The 15760-nt window shown below is 66.1% G+C and carries 17 protein-coding genes; 3 read left to right on the top strand and 14 right to left on the bottom strand.

Annotated elements, in window-relative coordinates:
- Positions 1-472 precede the first annotated feature (472 nt).
- A complete protein-coding gene (locus OG203_RS41290; RefSeq protein WP_405162618.1) occupies positions 473-841 on the bottom strand; it encodes a DUF664 domain-containing protein in 369 nt (122 codons plus the stop codon).
- A gap of 143 nt (positions 842-984) precedes the next feature.
- Positions 985-1713: an alpha/beta fold hydrolase gene (locus OG203_RS41285; RefSeq protein ID WP_405162617.1), complete on the bottom strand. Its 729-nt coding sequence runs from the start codon at positions 1711-1713 to the stop codon at positions 985-987.
- A gap of 143 nt (positions 1714-1856) precedes the next feature.
- Between OG203_RS41285 and OG203_RS41280 the strand changes: the two genes are divergently transcribed.
- From OG203_RS41280 to mraY, 3 genes are all read left to right on the top strand, one after another.
- On the top strand, positions 1857-2237 hold the full coding sequence (locus OG203_RS41280; RefSeq protein ID WP_405162616.1) for a winged helix-turn-helix transcriptional regulator: 381 nt from the start codon (positions 1857-1859) through the stop codon (positions 2235-2237).
- 163 nt (positions 2238-2400) lie between these two features.
- Positions 2401-2706 carry a hypothetical protein gene (locus tag OG203_RS41275; RefSeq protein ID WP_405162615.1) on the top strand — a complete coding sequence of 102 codons (306 nt, stop codon included), beginning with the start codon at positions 2401-2403 and terminating at the stop codon, positions 2704-2706.
- A 191-nt stretch (positions 2707-2897) separates the two neighbouring features.
- Positions 2898-3974, top strand: coding sequence for a phospho-N-acetylmuramoyl-pentapeptide-transferase (gene mraY, locus OG203_RS41270; protein WP_405162614.1), 1077 nt, complete (start codon positions 2898-2900; stop codon positions 3972-3974).
- A 26-nt stretch (positions 3975-4000) separates the two neighbouring features.
- Here the strand turns inward: mraY and OG203_RS41265 are convergent, their stop codons facing one another.
- From OG203_RS41265 to OG203_RS41210, 12 genes are all read right to left on the bottom strand, one after another.
- Positions 4001-4762, bottom strand: a complete 762-nt coding sequence (locus OG203_RS41265) for a type 1 glutamine amidotransferase domain-containing protein (RefSeq protein WP_405162613.1) — start codon at positions 4760-4762, stop codon at positions 4001-4003.
- 29 nt (positions 4763-4791) lie between these two features.
- Positions 4792-5337, bottom strand: a complete 546-nt coding sequence (locus OG203_RS41260) for a hypothetical protein (protein ID WP_405162612.1) — start codon at positions 5335-5337, stop codon at positions 4792-4794.
- Positions 5334-6488: a hypothetical protein gene (locus OG203_RS41255; RefSeq protein WP_405162611.1), complete on the bottom strand. Its 1155-nt coding sequence runs from the start codon at positions 6486-6488 to the stop codon at positions 5334-5336. Before OG203_RS41255 ends, OG203_RS41260 begins: the two co-directional genes overlap by 4 nt.
- A gap of 55 nt (positions 6489-6543) precedes the next feature.
- Positions 6544-6972 (bottom strand): FixH family protein, encoded by a 429-nt coding sequence (locus tag OG203_RS41250; protein ID WP_405162610.1) that lies wholly within the window; start codon positions 6970-6972, stop codon positions 6544-6546.
- Positions 6969-8603, bottom strand: coding sequence for a hypothetical protein (locus OG203_RS41245; RefSeq protein ID WP_405162609.1), 1635 nt, complete (start codon positions 8601-8603; stop codon positions 6969-6971). Before OG203_RS41245 ends, OG203_RS41250 begins: the two co-directional genes overlap by 4 nt.
- Before the next feature lie 180 nt (positions 8604-8783).
- On the bottom strand, positions 8784-9467 hold the full coding sequence (locus OG203_RS41240) for a VC0807 family protein (RefSeq protein WP_405162608.1): 684 nt from the start codon (positions 9465-9467) through the stop codon (positions 8784-8786).
- Positions 9467-10096 carry a TetR family transcriptional regulator gene (locus tag OG203_RS41235; protein WP_405162607.1) on the bottom strand — a complete coding sequence of 210 codons (630 nt, stop codon included), beginning with the start codon at positions 10094-10096 and terminating at the stop codon, positions 9467-9469. Before OG203_RS41235 ends, OG203_RS41240 begins: the two co-directional genes overlap by 1 nt.
- 61 nt (positions 10097-10157) lie before the next feature.
- Complete coding sequence (locus OG203_RS41230) at positions 10158-10925, bottom strand: class I SAM-dependent methyltransferase (RefSeq protein ID WP_405162606.1); 768 nt, start codon at positions 10923-10925, stop codon at positions 10158-10160.
- A complete protein-coding gene (locus OG203_RS41225) occupies positions 10922-11944 on the bottom strand; it encodes an alpha/beta hydrolase (RefSeq protein ID WP_405162605.1) in 1023 nt (340 codons plus the stop codon). Before OG203_RS41225 ends, OG203_RS41230 begins: the two co-directional genes overlap by 4 nt.
- Before the next feature lie 313 nt (positions 11945-12257).
- On the bottom strand, positions 12258-12830 hold the full coding sequence (locus OG203_RS41220) for a DUF779 domain-containing protein (RefSeq protein WP_405162604.1): 573 nt from the start codon (positions 12828-12830) through the stop codon (positions 12258-12260).
- A complete protein-coding gene (adh, locus tag OG203_RS41215; protein WP_405162603.1) occupies positions 12830-14353 on the bottom strand; it encodes an aldehyde dehydrogenase in 1524 nt (507 codons plus the stop codon). Before adh ends, OG203_RS41220 begins: the two co-directional genes overlap by 1 nt.
- Positions 14354-14434: 81 nt before the next feature.
- Entirely contained in the window at positions 14435-15712 is a 1278-nt protein-coding gene (locus tag OG203_RS41210; RefSeq protein WP_405162602.1) for a transcriptional regulator, read from the bottom strand.
- Positions 15713-15760 lie beyond the last annotated feature (48 nt).

The following is a 15760-nucleotide window of genomic DNA, read 5'->3' as shown; positions in this document are numbered from 1 at the left end:
CGCGTCAGCAGGCTGAAATAGACGGCGTGATCGCTCGGTACAGGGCCGCACACCCCGAGACGGTGCGAGCACACGATGGACCGCAAGGACAGGCTGCCAGACCAGTGCTCGACATAGCAGTGGAAGACAACAAACGGTAGCCCGCTCGTATGCATTCGGCGGTAGCGCTGTTGCCCGACCCGGCATGTTCAACCCAGCGCATATCGCGACGCTGACACCACCCACTGCTGGACATGGCAGGAACCTCCTGCTCCGCAACGCGCCACATCAGTAAAGCCGAGCAACTTACCGATCCACGTAAGCGCCGCGTCGCGATCATCGCCGGAATTCGTGGTTCAAGGCTGGCGGACCAGCCAGCCGGAGAATATCGAAATCCCCCACCTGCTAACTGGTTTCGCTGATCCGGACACGTTCATCGGAGCGATGCTGACCGACACCGGGCGCGGAACGTTCACCCTCATGGGTCGACCGATCACCGACCCCGAAGTGCTCGGCCAACTGGACTTGGCCGAGGATGAGTGTCGATCTGTTCGCGGAGAATGTCGCCGTGACCCGCGTGCCTGGCGAACTCTTGGGTCATGGCGAGCAGTGTCCATCGCATGCTGACGTTTCCCTCGCGGGGGTTGTCCTTGGTGTCGTCGAGGTCGAAGCGGGACGCGATCGCACGTGAGCGTTGGCTTGCGCGCTCGAACTCGGCGATGACCGCTGCCAGCGACTCGTCGTCGGCGACGGCGAAGGTGCCCTCGTCGCGGCGCGAGTATCCGTCGCATTCGGATTCGTCGAGTCCCGCCCAGAACCGTTGGAACCAAATCCGTTCCGCGGCGGCGGTCGATATCAACACCGCGGTCCGCCAGGGGCACCGCTGCCGGGGTCAGTGTATATCGCACTCTGCGCCAGAATCCACTGACGCCGAATAGTATTGCCGGACCGTATGATTGGATTCAGGCCACCCCCGCGGCGAGCAGCGCCCTGTGCAACAACCACCTACCGACCGACCTCGAGCAGTAGTTCACTGAGCTCGGCGGGCATGGTGATCATGCAGTCGTGGCCGGTCGGCAATTCCCGAACTCGTGCCGGAGAACCGTTGGGCTGTAGCGCCGGGACCGGCCGCCGGGTGATGCCTGCTGGCCTGGCGCCGACGCAGTGGATATGGGTGCGCGCGATCGCGTTCATGGCTGGGTTGTCGAGCCGGACCGGTTGCTGGAGGCAGCGCACGGGCTGATCGGAGAGCATCGTGCGCAGCCAGGCCATATCTGCGGGGTCGGTGACCCCGAACAGGCCGAAGGGCAGCGGCTGTTCCGGGAGCGGCGGAATGCGCCAGGGGCTGGCAGACTTTGCGGCGAGGTCGATCAGGTGCTGGCTCATGGGCTGAACGTCGACCGCGGTCTCCCCGTCCTCGGGGACCATCGCATCGAGGTAAACGAGGTGTGCGATCCGGTCCGGAACCTCGTTGGCCACAGACGAAATGACCAGTCCCGCATAGCTGTGGCCCACCAGGACAACCTCGGCGAGGTCTTCCTTGTCGATCAGCGTGACGATGTCGTCGACATGCGTGTCGAGCCCAACCTCGGGGCCAAGTAGATCCATCTTGTCGCCGTAGCCGGTCAGCGACGGCGCGAGCACTCGGTGTCCAGCCGACTCCAGCAGCGGCACGACCCGCTCCCAGCACAGTCCGCTGTGCCAAGCACCGTGTACGAGCAGAAATGTTGACATGGTTTACCACCTGTTCGACGCACGAAAAGCCGCGAGTTACCATTCGTAACCCGGTATGATTTAGGAACCACAAACAGCATGATCGTTCGACATACCGCAGGCAATAGGGCACATTCCGGTGCCCCGGTTCCTTGGAGGTAACCATGACCACGACGGGCAGCGAGTCGCCGGACAACGCGTGCCGGACCCGGATAGTGCTCGACATCGTCGGGGACAAGTGGTCTTTGCTGGTCGTGCGCAATCTCAGAAACGGACCGCGCCGCTTCACCGAACTCAAGCGAGAGGTCGACGGAATCAGCCAGCGCATGCTCACCGTCACCCTGCGCAGCCTGGAACGCGACGGAATCCTGACGCGGACCGTGCACAACGTCATGCCGCCGCACGTCAGCTACGAACTCACCCCGATGGGCACGACCCTGCGCGGCGCCACCGCGCCCCTGCTGGAGTGGAGCGTCGCACACCTGACGCATATCGATGCCGCCCGCGCCGAATACGACACCCGCCCCAACCCCCAACCGAACTAGCAGCGGAAGGTGTCACCGGCGCGAACCGGCTTCAGGAACTTCACAGCGATCGGCCGGGGTGTTCCACAGGCAGGGCGAGTGTAGTGAGTGCCGAGCGGCCCGAGAGGGGCCGACTCTGCGCTCACACAGCGTATTTTCAGTTCGCCCTGAAGGGAATTGCACTATGCCAGTTCAATCATTCCGTCGACGTCGTATCGGGATCCGCCTGGCCGCGGCCGCCGCGGTCGTTGCCGTGCCCGCGGTCATGGTTGCCGCACCCGCCATGGCCGCACCGACGGCGATTTCCAGCCCTTCGGTGCAGCTCATCGACGATGGCCGGCACCACCACTGCAACGCCTGGGATCGTGACGACTTCTGCCGCGACCGCGGCGCCGGAGACTGGCACCGGCGCCCCGACGGCGGCTGGGACCGCGACAACACCGCACCCCAACCCGCACCGGCCATGCCCCCGACCGGCAGCAGCCTGTAACCGCTGAAAACACCCCTAACCAACAATGACCGTGCATCGGCCCGGCCCGACACCCCGTGCGCGCCGGGCCGATTCACCACCCATCCCCCACCAGCACCGGGGCGTCGATGTCCTGACATTGGCTAGCATCTGATCGGCGCACATGTGTCGACGGTGGCTAGGTCCGCCGAATTGGGCTCGGAGGGGGGCGGATGAGGCAGATTCTGTTTGCGGCGTTGATCGGGTTGGTGGTGTCGATCCTGTTGACGCCGTTGCTGATCATGGTGTTCGCGAAGAAGGGGTTCGGTCAGGAGATCCGGGTCGAGGGACCGGCGAGTCATCAGGCCAAGCGAGGCACCCCGACCATGGGTGGTTTCGCGATCCTGATCGGCATGTGGGCCGGATATCTGGGGTCACATCTGATCGGAATCCGCTACCACGCGCACGGGCCGTCGGCGTCGGGTCTGCTGGTCCTCGGCCTGGCCACCGCACTGGGCGGTGTCGGATTCATCGACGACTTCCTCAAGATCCGCAGGCGGCACAATCTCGGTTTGACCGGCGTCGGGAAGATCATCGGCCAGGTCTGTGCCGCAATCGTTTTCGGTGTGCTCGCGCTGAGATTCCCCGGCAGCACCGGGTTGACTCCAGCAAGCCGCGACCTATCGCACGTCCGCGACACCACCATGATCTCGTTCGCGACGATCGTCTTCCTGCTCGTCGCCTGCTTGCTGGTCATCTCCTGGTCCAACGCGGTGAATCTGACCGATGGGCTGGACGGTCTCGCGGCCGGTTCGATGAGCTTGGCGTTGGGCGCCTACGTGATCATCACCTTCTGGCAATACGAAAACGCTTGCGCCACCAACCCCGGCGCCGGGTGCTACACCGTGCGCGATCCACTCGATCTGGCGCTGGTCTGCGCCTCGGGCGCGGCGGCGTGTGTCGGTTTCCTGTGGTGGAACGCGGCTCCGGCCAAAATCATCATGGGCGACACCGGAGCGCTGGCGCTGGGCGGACTACTGGCCGGGCTGTCGATCACCACCCGGACCGAGTTGCTGATGGTCGTGGTCGGCGCGCTGTTCGTCGCCGAGATCGGTTCGGTGCTGCTACAGATCGTCGTGTTCCGCACAACGGGGAATCGGCTGTTCAAGATCGCACCGTTCCATCATCATTTCGAACTCAGCGATTGGGCCGAGACAACGGTGGTCATCCGATTCTGGCTCGTGGCCGCGATCGCCTCGGCGATCGGATTGTCCTTCTTCTACGGCGAGTACCTCTCCGCCATCGGGTGAGCGCCGGCCCGGTCAGTCGTCTCGACTCAGTGTGCGGCGCTTCGATATTCCAGCACCAGATCCCGGTATTCGGCGGCCAGGCGGTGACAGTCGCCGGGCCATCTGGCGGAGAGGTAGTTGCGGTCGTGGACCGTGAACCCGCGGTTCAGGTTCGTTGCGGTGTCACGTTGCGGGAATAGCGGTCCGCGTACGAATTGACGCGGATCACGCAGTGCGGCAGTAACTTCCGCCTGCACGGTTTGCGGGTAGGTGCGGTAGTAGTTGCCGAGCCGCAAACGGGTCAGGTTCCATGCCGACAGTTCCAAAGTGGCTGTGACAGCGGTGGTTCGGCGGTCGTACAGCACCGAACGTCCGGCCTCCGGGTCCTTGGCGCGGGCGGCGAGCAGGACTCCGTGACAGACCGCCGCTACCGGCTTTCCGGTTAGCAGAGCGCGGCCGAAAATGTCTTGGGCGGTGGTCGATTCGAGCATCGACTTCATGCCTGGGGCGTGTCCGCCGGGCACGACGACGCCGGAGACCTCCGAGTCGACCACGTCCGAATATGCCAGGGGCGACTGGAAATCGGGGTCCTCGCGCATTCGGTCGTAGTCACGCAGGGCGTCCGAGCGGGTCATGAGCAAGGGCGAAAGTATCGAGAAGCCCTGGTCGACGAGGCGTTCGTCGGCGAGGGCGACGCGACCTTCCGGTGTGGCGAAGCGGACGGGGATCCCGGCGCCCCGCAGTGCCGCCCACGGCACCGCCGATTCGGTCGGGTCGTAGTCGCGGGCGGGCAGGAGAAACAGGATCATGTACGAAGGGTAGCCGTAATGTTGCCAGTTCAGAGGGGCAATGGTTGACGGGCGGGGCGGGTGCGGCGCCAGGAGACGCTGAGGAAGGCGATCAGGCCAAGGAGCGGGAGGGAGGCGATCGTCCAGCTCAGTGACAGGGGCGGGCCCGGCTGGTCGAGTACGTGCACTCCTTCGAGGGTGCCTTCGCCGTGTCCGGCGGGGCCGTCGAGGGTGAAGCGGAAGTCGTAGCTACCTGGGTCGTTGATGGCCAAGATGTCGAGACCCCAGGAGTCGCGTTTGCGGGGGTGCCGGACGAGGGGCGCGGCGCGTTTCCAGCCATGGAATGCGGGACCTTCTATCTGGATCGTCCCGGATTTGCCGTCGATGCCGCCGTCGGGCATGAAGGTGAAGTCCAGGGACTTCATCGCGCGGATGGGCCAGGTGGAGAAGCCGACGGTCATGGCGTACGGGCCGACCTGGACCCGTTCGGTGTGCACGACATCGACGGGGGCGTATGCGGATGCGGGGCCGACCGCGACCAACGACAGGGTGATCGCGGCCAGCACGGTGAGGGCGAACTTGCGCAGTGCGGTCATCGGGCGGCCTCCGTCGTCGGCATGGGCAACATACGGGCGAAGCGCCCGGCAAGGAAACCGGCGAGCAGGCCGAGCGGGATCGCGACAACAGTCGAGGTCACGACATCGCTGAAGGCGAGGTGTGCCGAGGCGTGGGTGAACTGCAACTGCAGCGGAAAGGTCACGCCGACAACGATTCCGGTCACCAAACCGGCCGCAAGCACGATCTTGTTCGCGTCGTAGCCTCGGGTACGGGCGAGCCAGAACAGCCCCTCGATGGCGACGGCCGCGATGATCAAGAACATCGGCAGGATGCCGGGCAACGACGGCGGACGAGCGCTCAGACCGTCACGCAGTGGCAGCCCGATCGCCGAGGCGTAGGTTTCCGCGGCCCACGGCGAGAACCACCACAGGATCGCCTGAATGGCGCCGAGCGCGGCCGCGATGGCGATGGCGGCACCGGGGCGGGCCAGCGCCGCCGCACCGAGGACAAGCAGCAGCGGCCCGAAGAACAGCACACCGAGGATGGTCGAATTGACGGGCAGATTCAGGTTGTTCAACGCCTGGGCGAGGATCGGGGCGAAGGTGATCAGGATCGGGATGGCGAAAACGATGCCGAACTGGGCCCAGCGATGGTCACGATGGGACGCGAAGACCATGATGCTGCCGATCATGGTGAGCGTGATCGACAGGAACAGCGCGACGTGCGACGGGGTGTTCAGCACCGCGTCGAAGCCGTAGATCGAATGCCACTGCATATCGAGCAGGCCGTAGAGCAGGAACAACGCCGCACCCGCCCCGGCAACCATGTAGCCGAGCGGGGCGGTGAGGTTGCTGCCGAACACCCGGATGGGTGTGCCGCCCATCGCGGGCACGGGCCGTCCGGCACGTTGGGCGAACGTGGCGATGAGCACCATCGCGAGGCTGGCGAAGCCGGCGATGGCACTGCCGGAGTACAGGAACAGGTGGGGCAGCGTGAAGAAGGTGTCGGGGCCGACGTCGTTGTGCCACTGGATATCCCAGCTGAGACCGACCAACGTGACGGCGGTGCCGAGTAGCACAACCCATGCCCCGACCCGGGCCGCGGTGCTGTTGTCGGACGCGGCGTCGACGGTCGACGTCGCCGACCCGCCACCGCCTTCGATCGTGTCGGACGGTGCTGAAACCCTCATGACGAGCGGTCCCTCCTGTGTAGTGCTCCGATGTTTCGTGCTGATAGGCCCCGGCTCATCCGCCGACCCAAAGGGGCAGGGTCACTTGGTCTATGCCGTTGTGCGCGTCGATCGACAGCCGCAGTTCCCATGGGCCGGTCATCATCAGCGACACCGCCGTGGCGTGGAAACGACCGGGTCCGGTGGCGGCGGCCGGAACCGACGCTCCGGCGTGCCCCATCAGCGGCTGGATCGCCTGAACCTGTACTGCCGCATGGTCTATCGGGGTTCCGGCGCGGTCGGTGACGGTGACGTCGACGGCGGTGTCGCCGAGACGGAGGCTGTCGATGGTGACGGTGACGAGGTGTTGGGGCGTACCGGTTTTCAGCACGACCGGGGCGTGCGGGCTCGGCCACACCAGCCAGCCGATGACGGCGAGTATGACCACGACACCCACTGCGACGCCAATACCCAGCGAACGCCGACGGGTTGCAGATGTGCTCATCGATATGCCCCCTGCGCTGCCGCGACATCGAGTATCACGGGAACGGTGAGCAGAGTGTAGTTCCGTTCGACCTGGATCCAGAGCCGGTATCGGCCCGCGACCGGGAACGTGAAGGTGAACGGAACGTCGGGTCCGTACGCGGCAACGGTTTCGTCGGGTGGACTCTCGCCGTTGACGGGCGGCATGAGCATGACCCCGCGGTCGCCGGCGGCATCACCCATCCCCGGCATGTCACTCATCCCCTGCATGTCATGCATCCCGCTCATCCCCGGCATGTCGGACATGGTCTGCATCGATGTCGGCCCCATCGAGTGCGCGTGGCCCCAGACAGGCGAATCCTGCACGGCGGCAGCGATATCCACGCTTCCCTCCGGCACCGGACCCGCCATGATCAGATGTCCGACCATGCCGAGCCACGGTTGCAGATCGGCGGCGTCACCGATTTCGGCAGTAACGGTGGTGGGTTTTCCCACCACCGCCTCGGTGGTCCGGACGGTGATGGGATTGCCAGCGAGCACCATCGACGCGGACTTGTCGTTCGCACTGAGATGCAGTGGCGCGGTGGACGATTGGGGCGCCACGTCACTCGGCCCAGCGGTGAATCCGCCTGCGGCACGCACCATTTGGACACCACCTCCGCGACGAGCCAACTCCGCCGACAGCGCGTAGCGACCGGGCTCGGGAGCCGTCAGATGAACCTGATAGCGGCCGGGCCCGGTCCGGATCGGATGCAGGTGCGACAGTCCGCCGGACGGGCTGACCACCAGCAGATGCATCAGCGCACTGTCGTGCACGAGCAGATCGTCCACGGACGCTCCGGTGGCGGCATCGATCAGCACCAGGTCGAGATCGCCTGGCCGCCCGGCGGTTACCGAATCACCCTCGACGGTGAGCAGGACGGGCGGACGGGAGAAGTCCGAAATCATCGGCTGGTTCAGCGAATACGGGTCGGTGACGTTGGCCACGGTCGGGTCGAGCTGGTTGCCCGGTTGCGGCGGCAGCGGCAACGAGGCCGAGAGCAGCGCGGCGGTCACCGACACGGCGATCCCGGCCACCATGCCCCCGGCCGGAAGCAACGCCAACGCGGTGCGCCGGGCGCGCAGCGCGACCACCACCGAAACCGGCAGCAGCACACCGGCGATCAGGAACCCAACGTAGACCAGACGTTCCGGCGGCGAGGTGACCTGCGCGGGTATCACAAACGGAATCCGCGCCACCCGCACACCGTCGCCGACGGCAAGATCCCAGGGGCCGGGCCGGTCGATGTCGAGAGTGGCCGAGTACATCCCGGGTGTGGCACCGAGTTCGACAGCGGACTCGGCGGTCGGCGCTCCCGGAGCAGGCAGATTCGAGTCGGCCCCCGTCGGCGTCACTGCGAGCGTGAGCTTTCCGGCGGCCGTGCCCGCGTGCGTGACAACGTCAACGCGCAACGGTCCAGGCACGCTGGTCACCCGGCGGAGCACGATCGTGAGTTCCCGATCACCGAGCGACTGCGCCACCGAAACATCCGCGCCCGCGGCGGCGGAATCGGCGGACGCCGGTGCCATCCCGACCGACGCGAGCAGGATCCACAGCCCGGCGACGAGCAGGACGCGGCAGCGAGCAGCGCGGGCGACAATCACGATCGCCATCGTAGGGAAGACATCCTACGAGTTCATCACCTCCAGAGGGGATCTCCGCTACCCCGCTGGGGTGATGTCACAGTGGGGGAAGTCCCGGAGAATACCCCGACCCGTGACCCGCACCCGCGTGCCGGAGCAGATCGAGCAGAGTCGAGCGCGGTCTCGGCACGGGCATCATCGAACCGCGGCTCAGACCTTCAGCCCACACCTGGTGACGTAGATGTTGTGGAAGACGAGCAGGACGGTGAGGACGACCAGCCATTGCACCGTGCTCACCAGCGGTATCGCATCGATCGGCAAGGTGTAGGCGAGTAAAACCCGCACCAGGGCGTCCAGTGCGAAGGCGGCGCCCCACGCCGTGGTCAGTACCCGTAGCTGGTGGCGGAAGCGGGAGTCGTTGTCCCAGCGAGCATCCCACTGTTGGTAACCTTCCTCGCCGATCTTCGCGGTAACGATCGCACGGGAGGCCGTGCGCATGAATGGGCGCTGGGTCAACAGGGTGCCAAGCATCCACAGGCCGAGCACGCCGAAGATCCAGCTGTCGCGCACCATCAGCGTGCGCGGGTCTCCGGTCACCAGCGTCATCACCGAGCCGATCACGATCATGCTGAGGGTGAACAGCGCGAACGCCTCGACGCGGCGGTCCCGGATCGCGTGGTAGACAACAAGTCCCGCGATGAGCAGCGAGGGCGCGATGAGCGCGAGCCACGGGTTCACCCCGGCCGCGCGCAGGGCGTAGTAGCCGCCGAGCGGAAGGATCAACTCCAGGATCAGCTGGCGGATGAGGTGGCGGCGGACGGCGGCGCGCTTGCGTTCCTGCGTGCGGTCGGCGGTGAGTGCCTGCGGTGCGTTCATCTCGACTCCGGTGTTCATCACGATTCCTTACGGGTGGCGCGTTCGAAGAGATCGGCCAGTTCACGGGTACAGGCCGCGGTGTCGAAGCCGGGTTCGTCGCCCGCGCGGGCAACAGCCGCATCGCGGGCGGACCGAATGGCGAGCGCCATGATCGCGGGGTCGAAGGCGCGAAATGCCCCGGCCCGCTGCCCTTTTCGGAGCCAGTCCTCCTGACCGCGGGCGATCTCGGCGACCTGCTCGATCAGGCTCACCACCTGCGGATCGCCGGGCCTGGCATTGGCGATGATGCTGGCGAGCGCCCGCTGATGCTTGGGGTACTCGTCGAGCAATGCCAGGTTGGCGGCGAAGTACGCGCGCAGCGTGGCCGTATACCCGGCCTCGTGCTCGAGCTTGGCGACGACGAATTCCGTGTTCACGCGCACGATTTCGTCGGCGACGGCACGAATCAGATCATTCTTGCCGCGAAAGTGGTAGGAGATCATTCCGGTACTGCTCAGCCCCGCCACCTGCGCGATCTTCGCGAACGAGGTGTTCGGCAGCCCGTGCTCGGCGACCACCTCGATCGCCGCCTCCACGATCTGCACCCGCCGACCCGCCTCGGTGAACGTGCGCCCGGATTGCTTATCCGAGCCATCTTTTGCTTGCATGAGCAAAACTGTAACCCGCCTTGCTCACGCGAGCAAGAATCAATTCAGGCGAGCAACGGTGTCAGATCTTCTTGGTCGCGGTGACGAGCCTGGTGGGGAAAAACGGGCTGCCCCACCACATATGCCAGCCGAGGTTGCGTCGACGGACGTCGGTCAGGCCGAGTTCGCGCAAGCGGGCGCGGTATCGGTGGGTGGCCAACAGGTCGGCGATGGCGAGGCGGCCGCCGGGGCGTAGCACTCGGACGGCTTCGTCAATGGCGGCGCGTCGATCGGCGTTCGAGGCGATGTTGTGCAGCACCAGGTTGCTGATGATCAGGTCGAAGGTGTTGTCGGCGAACGGAAGTCGCGTGATGTCCCCGGTTTCCACCTCGATCCGGTCGGCTACCCCTTCGAGTTCGGCGTTGCGCCGAGTGGCGTCCGGGCTGTTGCCGGTCTGGTCGGGATGCCACAGATCGATGCCGACCGCGCGGCCGCGGGGCAGCAGTTCGGCTGCCATCAGCAGCACCGCGCCGCGACCGCAGCCTAGGTCGAGCACCTGCTCGTCACCGTGCAGGGCGAGATCACCGAGGATCCGCGCCCACACCTTGAACTTGCCGACTCGGCTCGTGTGCACATACGAGCCGGCGAACAGCACAAGCCCGAGTGCGATCACGCCGGCGACCAAAGCGACTACGAGGGAGCCGATTACGATGCCGCACACCGTCAGCGCAATCAGCACTGCGACGATCGCGGCAAGGATCATGGCTTGCCAGCGCGCTGAAATCACACGGAAATCCCCGTCGAGACCGTAGTCACCCTGTCGGCGCACGTCCGGCGCATGTGTCGTCATCGCGCCTGCGCCTCAGTCGGTTCCGCCGCTGCTGACTGTGCTCCAGCAAGGCGACCACGGAGGAACTCGGTGATCTCCGCACGGGCGACCTTGGCCTGTGGCACCACACCGGGCAGCGTGATGAACGCGTGCGGCGCTCCGGGATATTCGGTAAGTGTTGCGGGCGTATCGAATTCGCGTAGTCGTTCGGCGTAGCGGCGGCCCTGATCGGCCACCGGATCGATGGTCGGCACCACAACGAGTGCTGGTGCCAGGCCGCTCAGGTCGGCGGCGTGCATGGGCGATACCGCACGGCGATCCGTTCCCGCCGGGACGGCCAATCGCTGGAACAACCGCAGCTTCGACACGGTCAGCATCGGGCTGTGCGCGTGCTGGGCGATCGAGGGGTAGTCGTACATCGTTTCGGTCAGATCGCAGGCGGGATTGATCAACACCTGCGCCCGCAGGTGCAGGCCGGACGCTTTGGCCCGGATCGCGGCCAGCGCGGCGATCAACCCGCCGGTGCTCTCACCGGCGACCGCGATCCGTGCCGGGTCGATACCCCATTCGGCAGCGTGCTGAACTACGTGCCGCAGCACGTCCCAGCCGTCATCGACGGCATCGGCGAGCGGAGTCCCCGGAGCGAGCAGCCGGTGCTCGACCGAGACAACCACCGCGGGCAGCCGCGCGGCGAGATGACTGTTCGCCCAATCACATTGCGCGGCCGTGCCAACGAACCCGCCGCCGTGCACGTGCAGCACGAGCGGCAGGCCGGTGCCGCCATCTCCTGCCGACGGCCGATACACCCGGACCCGGAGCACGCGATCAGGCAGCGTCACCTCCTGCCAACGGATCTCCGCGCCGCGATCCGGCAGCCCGGTGATCACCCGGCTGAAGCGCGCGGCCGCGACGCGGTTCGCCTTGTCGCGGAAGGTGATCAACTCCTCGGGCGTTATCGTCGACCAGTCCGGGTCCTTTCGCAGGGCATGCAGCAGTCGAATACCGAGCGGCAGCCGTTCGATCCTGATTGTGTCGTTCATCTAGACCTCCTGCGAGCGCGTGTTTCCAGACCCAGCATCGCCAGCACACCGGCAGGTGTCTTGGACAAATCTTCCCGTCCCGGTAATCAGCACCGGCCGAGCACACTGGCCTCGGCAGCCAGCCGCTCGACCCGAATCTGCCCACGGCTCACCATGATTCGCGCCCAGGCGAAGGCAATCTCCGGGTCGACCGTGCCGGGACCGCGATATCCACCACGGCCCCGGCAAGGCGAAACGGCTCGACGGGCATGTCGCCATGCTACGAGCCAGTCGAGCCGTACGCTTCGGCCTTAGCCGCCAACCGAATTCGACATCACCTGCCGGGTGGTGGCGCGGGCACCGGGCAGGCGTCCGCGGCCTCCGCCACGACCTGTGCCGCATCCGGAATCGGTGGACGGACGCCGTCGGCGTAATCGGTACCGACCACGGGTGGCGCCGAGTCGAGTGCCTCGTTCTCCACTGTCGTGAAAGCCCTTGCCCTGCTGAGGAATCGCCAACCCTCGGGGGCTTCCAAGCTGAAGCCGCCGCCACGGCCCGGCACCACGTCGAGGACGAGTTGGGTGTGTTTCCATGCCTGGAACTGAGATCCGGAGATCCACACCGGTACCGCGTCGAGGTCGGCCGACGGCAGACTCTCGGGCACCTCCCCTACCGCGAGGCGCAGATCGAGGATGCCGAGGAGGATGTCGCGATCGCCGACGATGAACTCTCCCAACGGATAACACATCGGCGACGACCCGTCGCAGCAGCCGCCGGACTGGTGCATCATCAGCGCACCGTGCACGTCGCGGAGGCGGCGCAACAGCGCCGCCGCCCCGACGGTCGCGACCAAGCGGGGCGGGGCGACACTCACCGTGGCGCCCGTTCCCGCTTCGCTACTCGACATCAGAAGAATCCCATGGCCTTTGGCGCGTAGCTGACCAGAAGGTTCTTGGTCTGCTGGTAGTGATCGAGCATCATCTTGTGGTTCTCCCTGCCGATGCCGGACTGCTTGTATCCGCCGAACGCCGCGTGCGCCGGGTACTGGTGATAGGTGTTGGTCCACACCCGCCCGGCCTGGATGTCGCGGCCCGCGCGGTACGCCGTGCCGCCGTCGCGGGACCACACGCCCGCGCCGAGCCCGTACAGGGTGTCGTTGGCGATGGAGATGGCGTCGTCGTAGTCGGTGAACGAGGTCACCGAGACCACCGGACCGAAGATCTCCTCCTGGAAGATCCGCATGGCATTGCGGCCGGTGAAGATGGTCGGCTGCACGTAGTAGCCGCCGTTCAGGTCACCGCCGAGCATCGCGCGTTCGCCGCCGGTCACCAGCTGCGCGCCCTCGCCCTTGCCGATCTCGATGTAGGACAACACCTTTTCCAGCTGATCGTTGGACGCCTGCGCGCCGATCATCGTCTCGGAATCGAGCGGATCACCTTGGCGCACCGCCTTTGTCCGCAATGCGGCCAGATCGAGGAAGCGGTCGAAGATGTCGGCCTGGATCAGCGAGCGCGACGGACACGTGCACACCTCGCCCTGGTTGAGCGCGAACATGGTGAAGCCTTCGAGGGCCTTGTCCAGGAAGTCGTCGTCGGCGCTCAGCACATCGGAGAAGAAGATGTTCGGGCTCTTGCCGCCGAGCTCCAGGGTCACCGGGATCAGGTTCTGCGACGCGTACTGCATGATCAGTCGGCCGGTGGTCGTCTCACCGGTGAACGCGATCTTGGCGATCCGGTTGCTCGATGCCAGCGGCTTGCCCGCCTCGACGCCGAAACCGTTGACGATATTGACAACTCCGGGCGGCAGCAGATCGCCGATGATGCTCCACAGGAACAGGATCGAGGCGGGCGTCTGCTCGGCGGGCTTCAGGATCACCGCGTTACCCGCGGCCAGCGCGGGCGCCAGCTTCCAGGTGGCCATCAGGATCGGGAAGTTCCACGGAATGATCTGTCCGACAACGCCGAGCGGCTCGTGGAAGTGGTAGGCCACGGTGTCGTTATCGATCTCCGACAGCGAACCCTCTTGGGCGCGAATGGCCGCGGCGAAGTAGCGGAAGTGGTCGATGGCGAGCGGGATGTCGGCGGCCAGGGCCTCCCGGATCGGCTTGCCGTTGTCCCACACCTCGGCGACGGCGATCGCCTCGAGGTTCTCCTCGATCCGGTCGGCGATCTTGTTCAGGATCACCGCGCGTTCGGCGGGTGAGGTCTTGCCCCAGGCCGGTGCGGCGGCGTGCGCGGCGTCCAGCGCGAGTTCGATGTCCTCGGCGGTGGAACGCGCTATCTCGCAGAAGGTTTCACCGGTGATCGGTGTCGGGTTCTCGAAGTACTGACCCTTCACCGGCGCAACCCACTGGCCGCCGATCCAGTTGTCGTAGCGTGGCTGGAAGCTCGTCGAGGACTCCGGCGAACCAGGACGTGCGAATACGGTCATCAAAACTCCTAGCGGTCACGGCGGTTTGCACTGTGATCCACGACACTATTACGTCAACGTTGCATCAACGTTGGAAATGGATCACCGACCGCCGAACTCCCGATCGAGCATGCCGATCTGCGCGGCCACTTGGGCATGCAGCGACGAATCCTGGTCGAGCGAGGCAAGATAGGCCGACCACGCGCCACGGTCCTCGCGCCCGTCGACGGACGAGATCCACCAGCCGAGGATCGCTGGGTCCCTGGACCTCAGCACGGCCGCCCGCATCCGTGCCCGCAACGATTCGCGGACCCGGCCGACGCCGGGCGCCCGTGAGCAGGGCAGCAATTGGCCGCGGTAGCGCGCGACGGCCGCGCCGATATCGCCGCGGCGCAGACTGCGCCGCAACTCGCCGACATCCGAATCGAGTTCCGTCAGTAGTCGATAGGGGCGCGAGCCCAGTGCGGTGCCGCCGAGAATCCGGCGCAGGCGCGAGATTTCGGCGCGCACGGTGACCGCGTCGAGGTCCCGTTCATCCAGCAGCACACCGATGTGCTCGGTCGCGAGCCCCTCGGGATGCTCCATCAGCAACAGCAAGATCTCTGAATGCCTGCGCGACAACGGGATTCGTTCATTACCGAACAGCAGCGCAGGCTGGGAACCGAGCAGTTCCACCCGTGGCGCCGTGCGGACGGACACCGGATGTGCCCGGAGTTCGGACTCCGCAACGGCCACCGTCGCCCTGATCAGCGACAGCACTTCCGGCGCCGCGACGCGCGGACCGCCGGTGATATCGATCGCGCCGAGTATCCGGCCGGTCGCCGGGTCGTGCACCGGGCCGGCCGCGCAGCTCCAGGGGTGAACCAGCCTGCTGTAATGCTCAGCGCCGAAGATCTGCACGCAATGATCAAGTGCCAGTGCGGTTCCCGGCGCATTGGTGCCGACCGCGGCTTCACTCCAGTCCGCGCCGTCGACGAAGTTCATCCCCGCCGCCCGATCCTTTGCCGCGGAATCGCCTTCCACCCATAGCAATCGGCCGTGCGCGTCGCTCAACGCGATCAGCAGCCCGGTGTCCCTGGCATCTTCGACAAGCAAGGTCTGCACGACCGGGCGCACCGACGACATCGGATGCATCCGCCGATAGCGCTCCAATTCGATGCCGGTCAGCGACGTCCGGCCGATCTGCCGATCCGGATCGATCCCGTTGCCACGGCTGCGCACCCAGGACGCCTCGACCACCCGCCGCACCGACGTGGGCGCCTCACCCCGCTCGACAAACGATTCGTGGGCCGCCGACACATCCGTGCCCACCTGCTCCGCATCCTCGTCCGGACGCAGCGCTACCCACGGATTCGCCCGAATACCCGCACCGCTGCCCACGCCCTCCATCCTCCTCGGCCTATCCGCGAGGATCAATGCACGACAGTT

It is taken from the genome of Nocardia sp. NBC_01499 (assembly GCF_045040275.1).
Lineage (GTDB): Bacteria > Actinomycetota > Actinomycetes > Mycobacteriales > Mycobacteriaceae > Nocardia.
Note: the sequence above shows the minus strand (reverse complement) of the source record. Positions and strands in the feature narration are given on the sequence as shown.

What these genes read in the sequence shown, in the direction of transcription:
- OG203_RS41255 (WP_405162611.1), bottom strand. Translation starts at nt 6,488, where the DNA reads ATGAGGGTTTCAGCACCGTCCGACACGATCGAAGGCGGTGGCGGGTCG.
- OG203_RS41245 (WP_405162609.1), bottom strand. Translation starts at nt 8,603, where the DNA reads ATGGCGATCGTGATTGTCGCCCGCGCTGCTCGCTGCCGCGTCCTGCTC.
- OG203_RS41220 (WP_405162604.1), bottom strand. Translation starts at nt 12,830, where the DNA reads ATGTCGAGTAGCGAAGCGGGAACGGGCGCCACGGTGAGTGTCGCCCCG.
- OG203_RS41285 (WP_405162617.1), bottom strand. Translation starts at nt 1,713, where the DNA reads ATGTCAACATTTCTGCTCGTACACGGTGCTTGGCACAGCGGACTGTGC.
- OG203_RS41260 (WP_405162612.1), bottom strand. Translation starts at nt 5,337, where the DNA reads ATGACCGCACTGCGCAAGTTCGCCCTCACCGTGCTGGCCGCGATCACC.
- OG203_RS41280 (WP_405162616.1), top strand. Translation starts at nt 1,857, where the DNA reads ATGACCACGACGGGCAGCGAGTCGCCGGACAACGCGTGCCGGACCCGG.
- OG203_RS41225 (WP_405162605.1), bottom strand. Translation starts at nt 11,944, where the DNA reads ATGAACGACACAATCAGGATCGAACGGCTGCCGCTCGGTATTCGACTG.
- adh (WP_405162603.1), bottom strand. Translation starts at nt 14,353, where the DNA reads ATGACCGTATTCGCACGTCCTGGTTCGCCGGAGTCCTCGACGAGCTTC.
- OG203_RS41235 (WP_405162607.1), bottom strand. Translation starts at nt 10,096, where the DNA reads ATGCAAGCAAAAGATGGCTCGGATAAGCAATCCGGGCGCACGTTCACC.
- OG203_RS41275 (WP_405162615.1), top strand. Translation starts at nt 2,401, where the DNA reads ATGCCAGTTCAATCATTCCGTCGACGTCGTATCGGGATCCGCCTGGCC.
- OG203_RS41265 (WP_405162613.1), bottom strand. Translation starts at nt 4,762, where the DNA reads ATGATCCTGTTTCTCCTGCCCGCCCGCGACTACGACCCGACCGAATCG.
- OG203_RS41250 (WP_405162610.1), bottom strand. Translation starts at nt 6,972, where the DNA reads ATGAGCACATCTGCAACCCGTCGGCGTTCGCTGGGTATTGGCGTCGCA.
- OG203_RS41240 (WP_405162608.1), bottom strand. Translation starts at nt 9,467, where the DNA reads ATGAACACCGGAGTCGAGATGAACGCACCGCAGGCACTCACCGCCGAC.
- OG203_RS41230 (WP_405162606.1), bottom strand. Translation starts at nt 10,925, where the DNA reads ATGACGACACATGCGCCGGACGTGCGCCGACAGGGTGACTACGGTCTC.
- mraY (WP_405162614.1), top strand. Translation starts at nt 2,898, where the DNA reads ATGAGGCAGATTCTGTTTGCGGCGTTGATCGGGTTGGTGGTGTCGATC.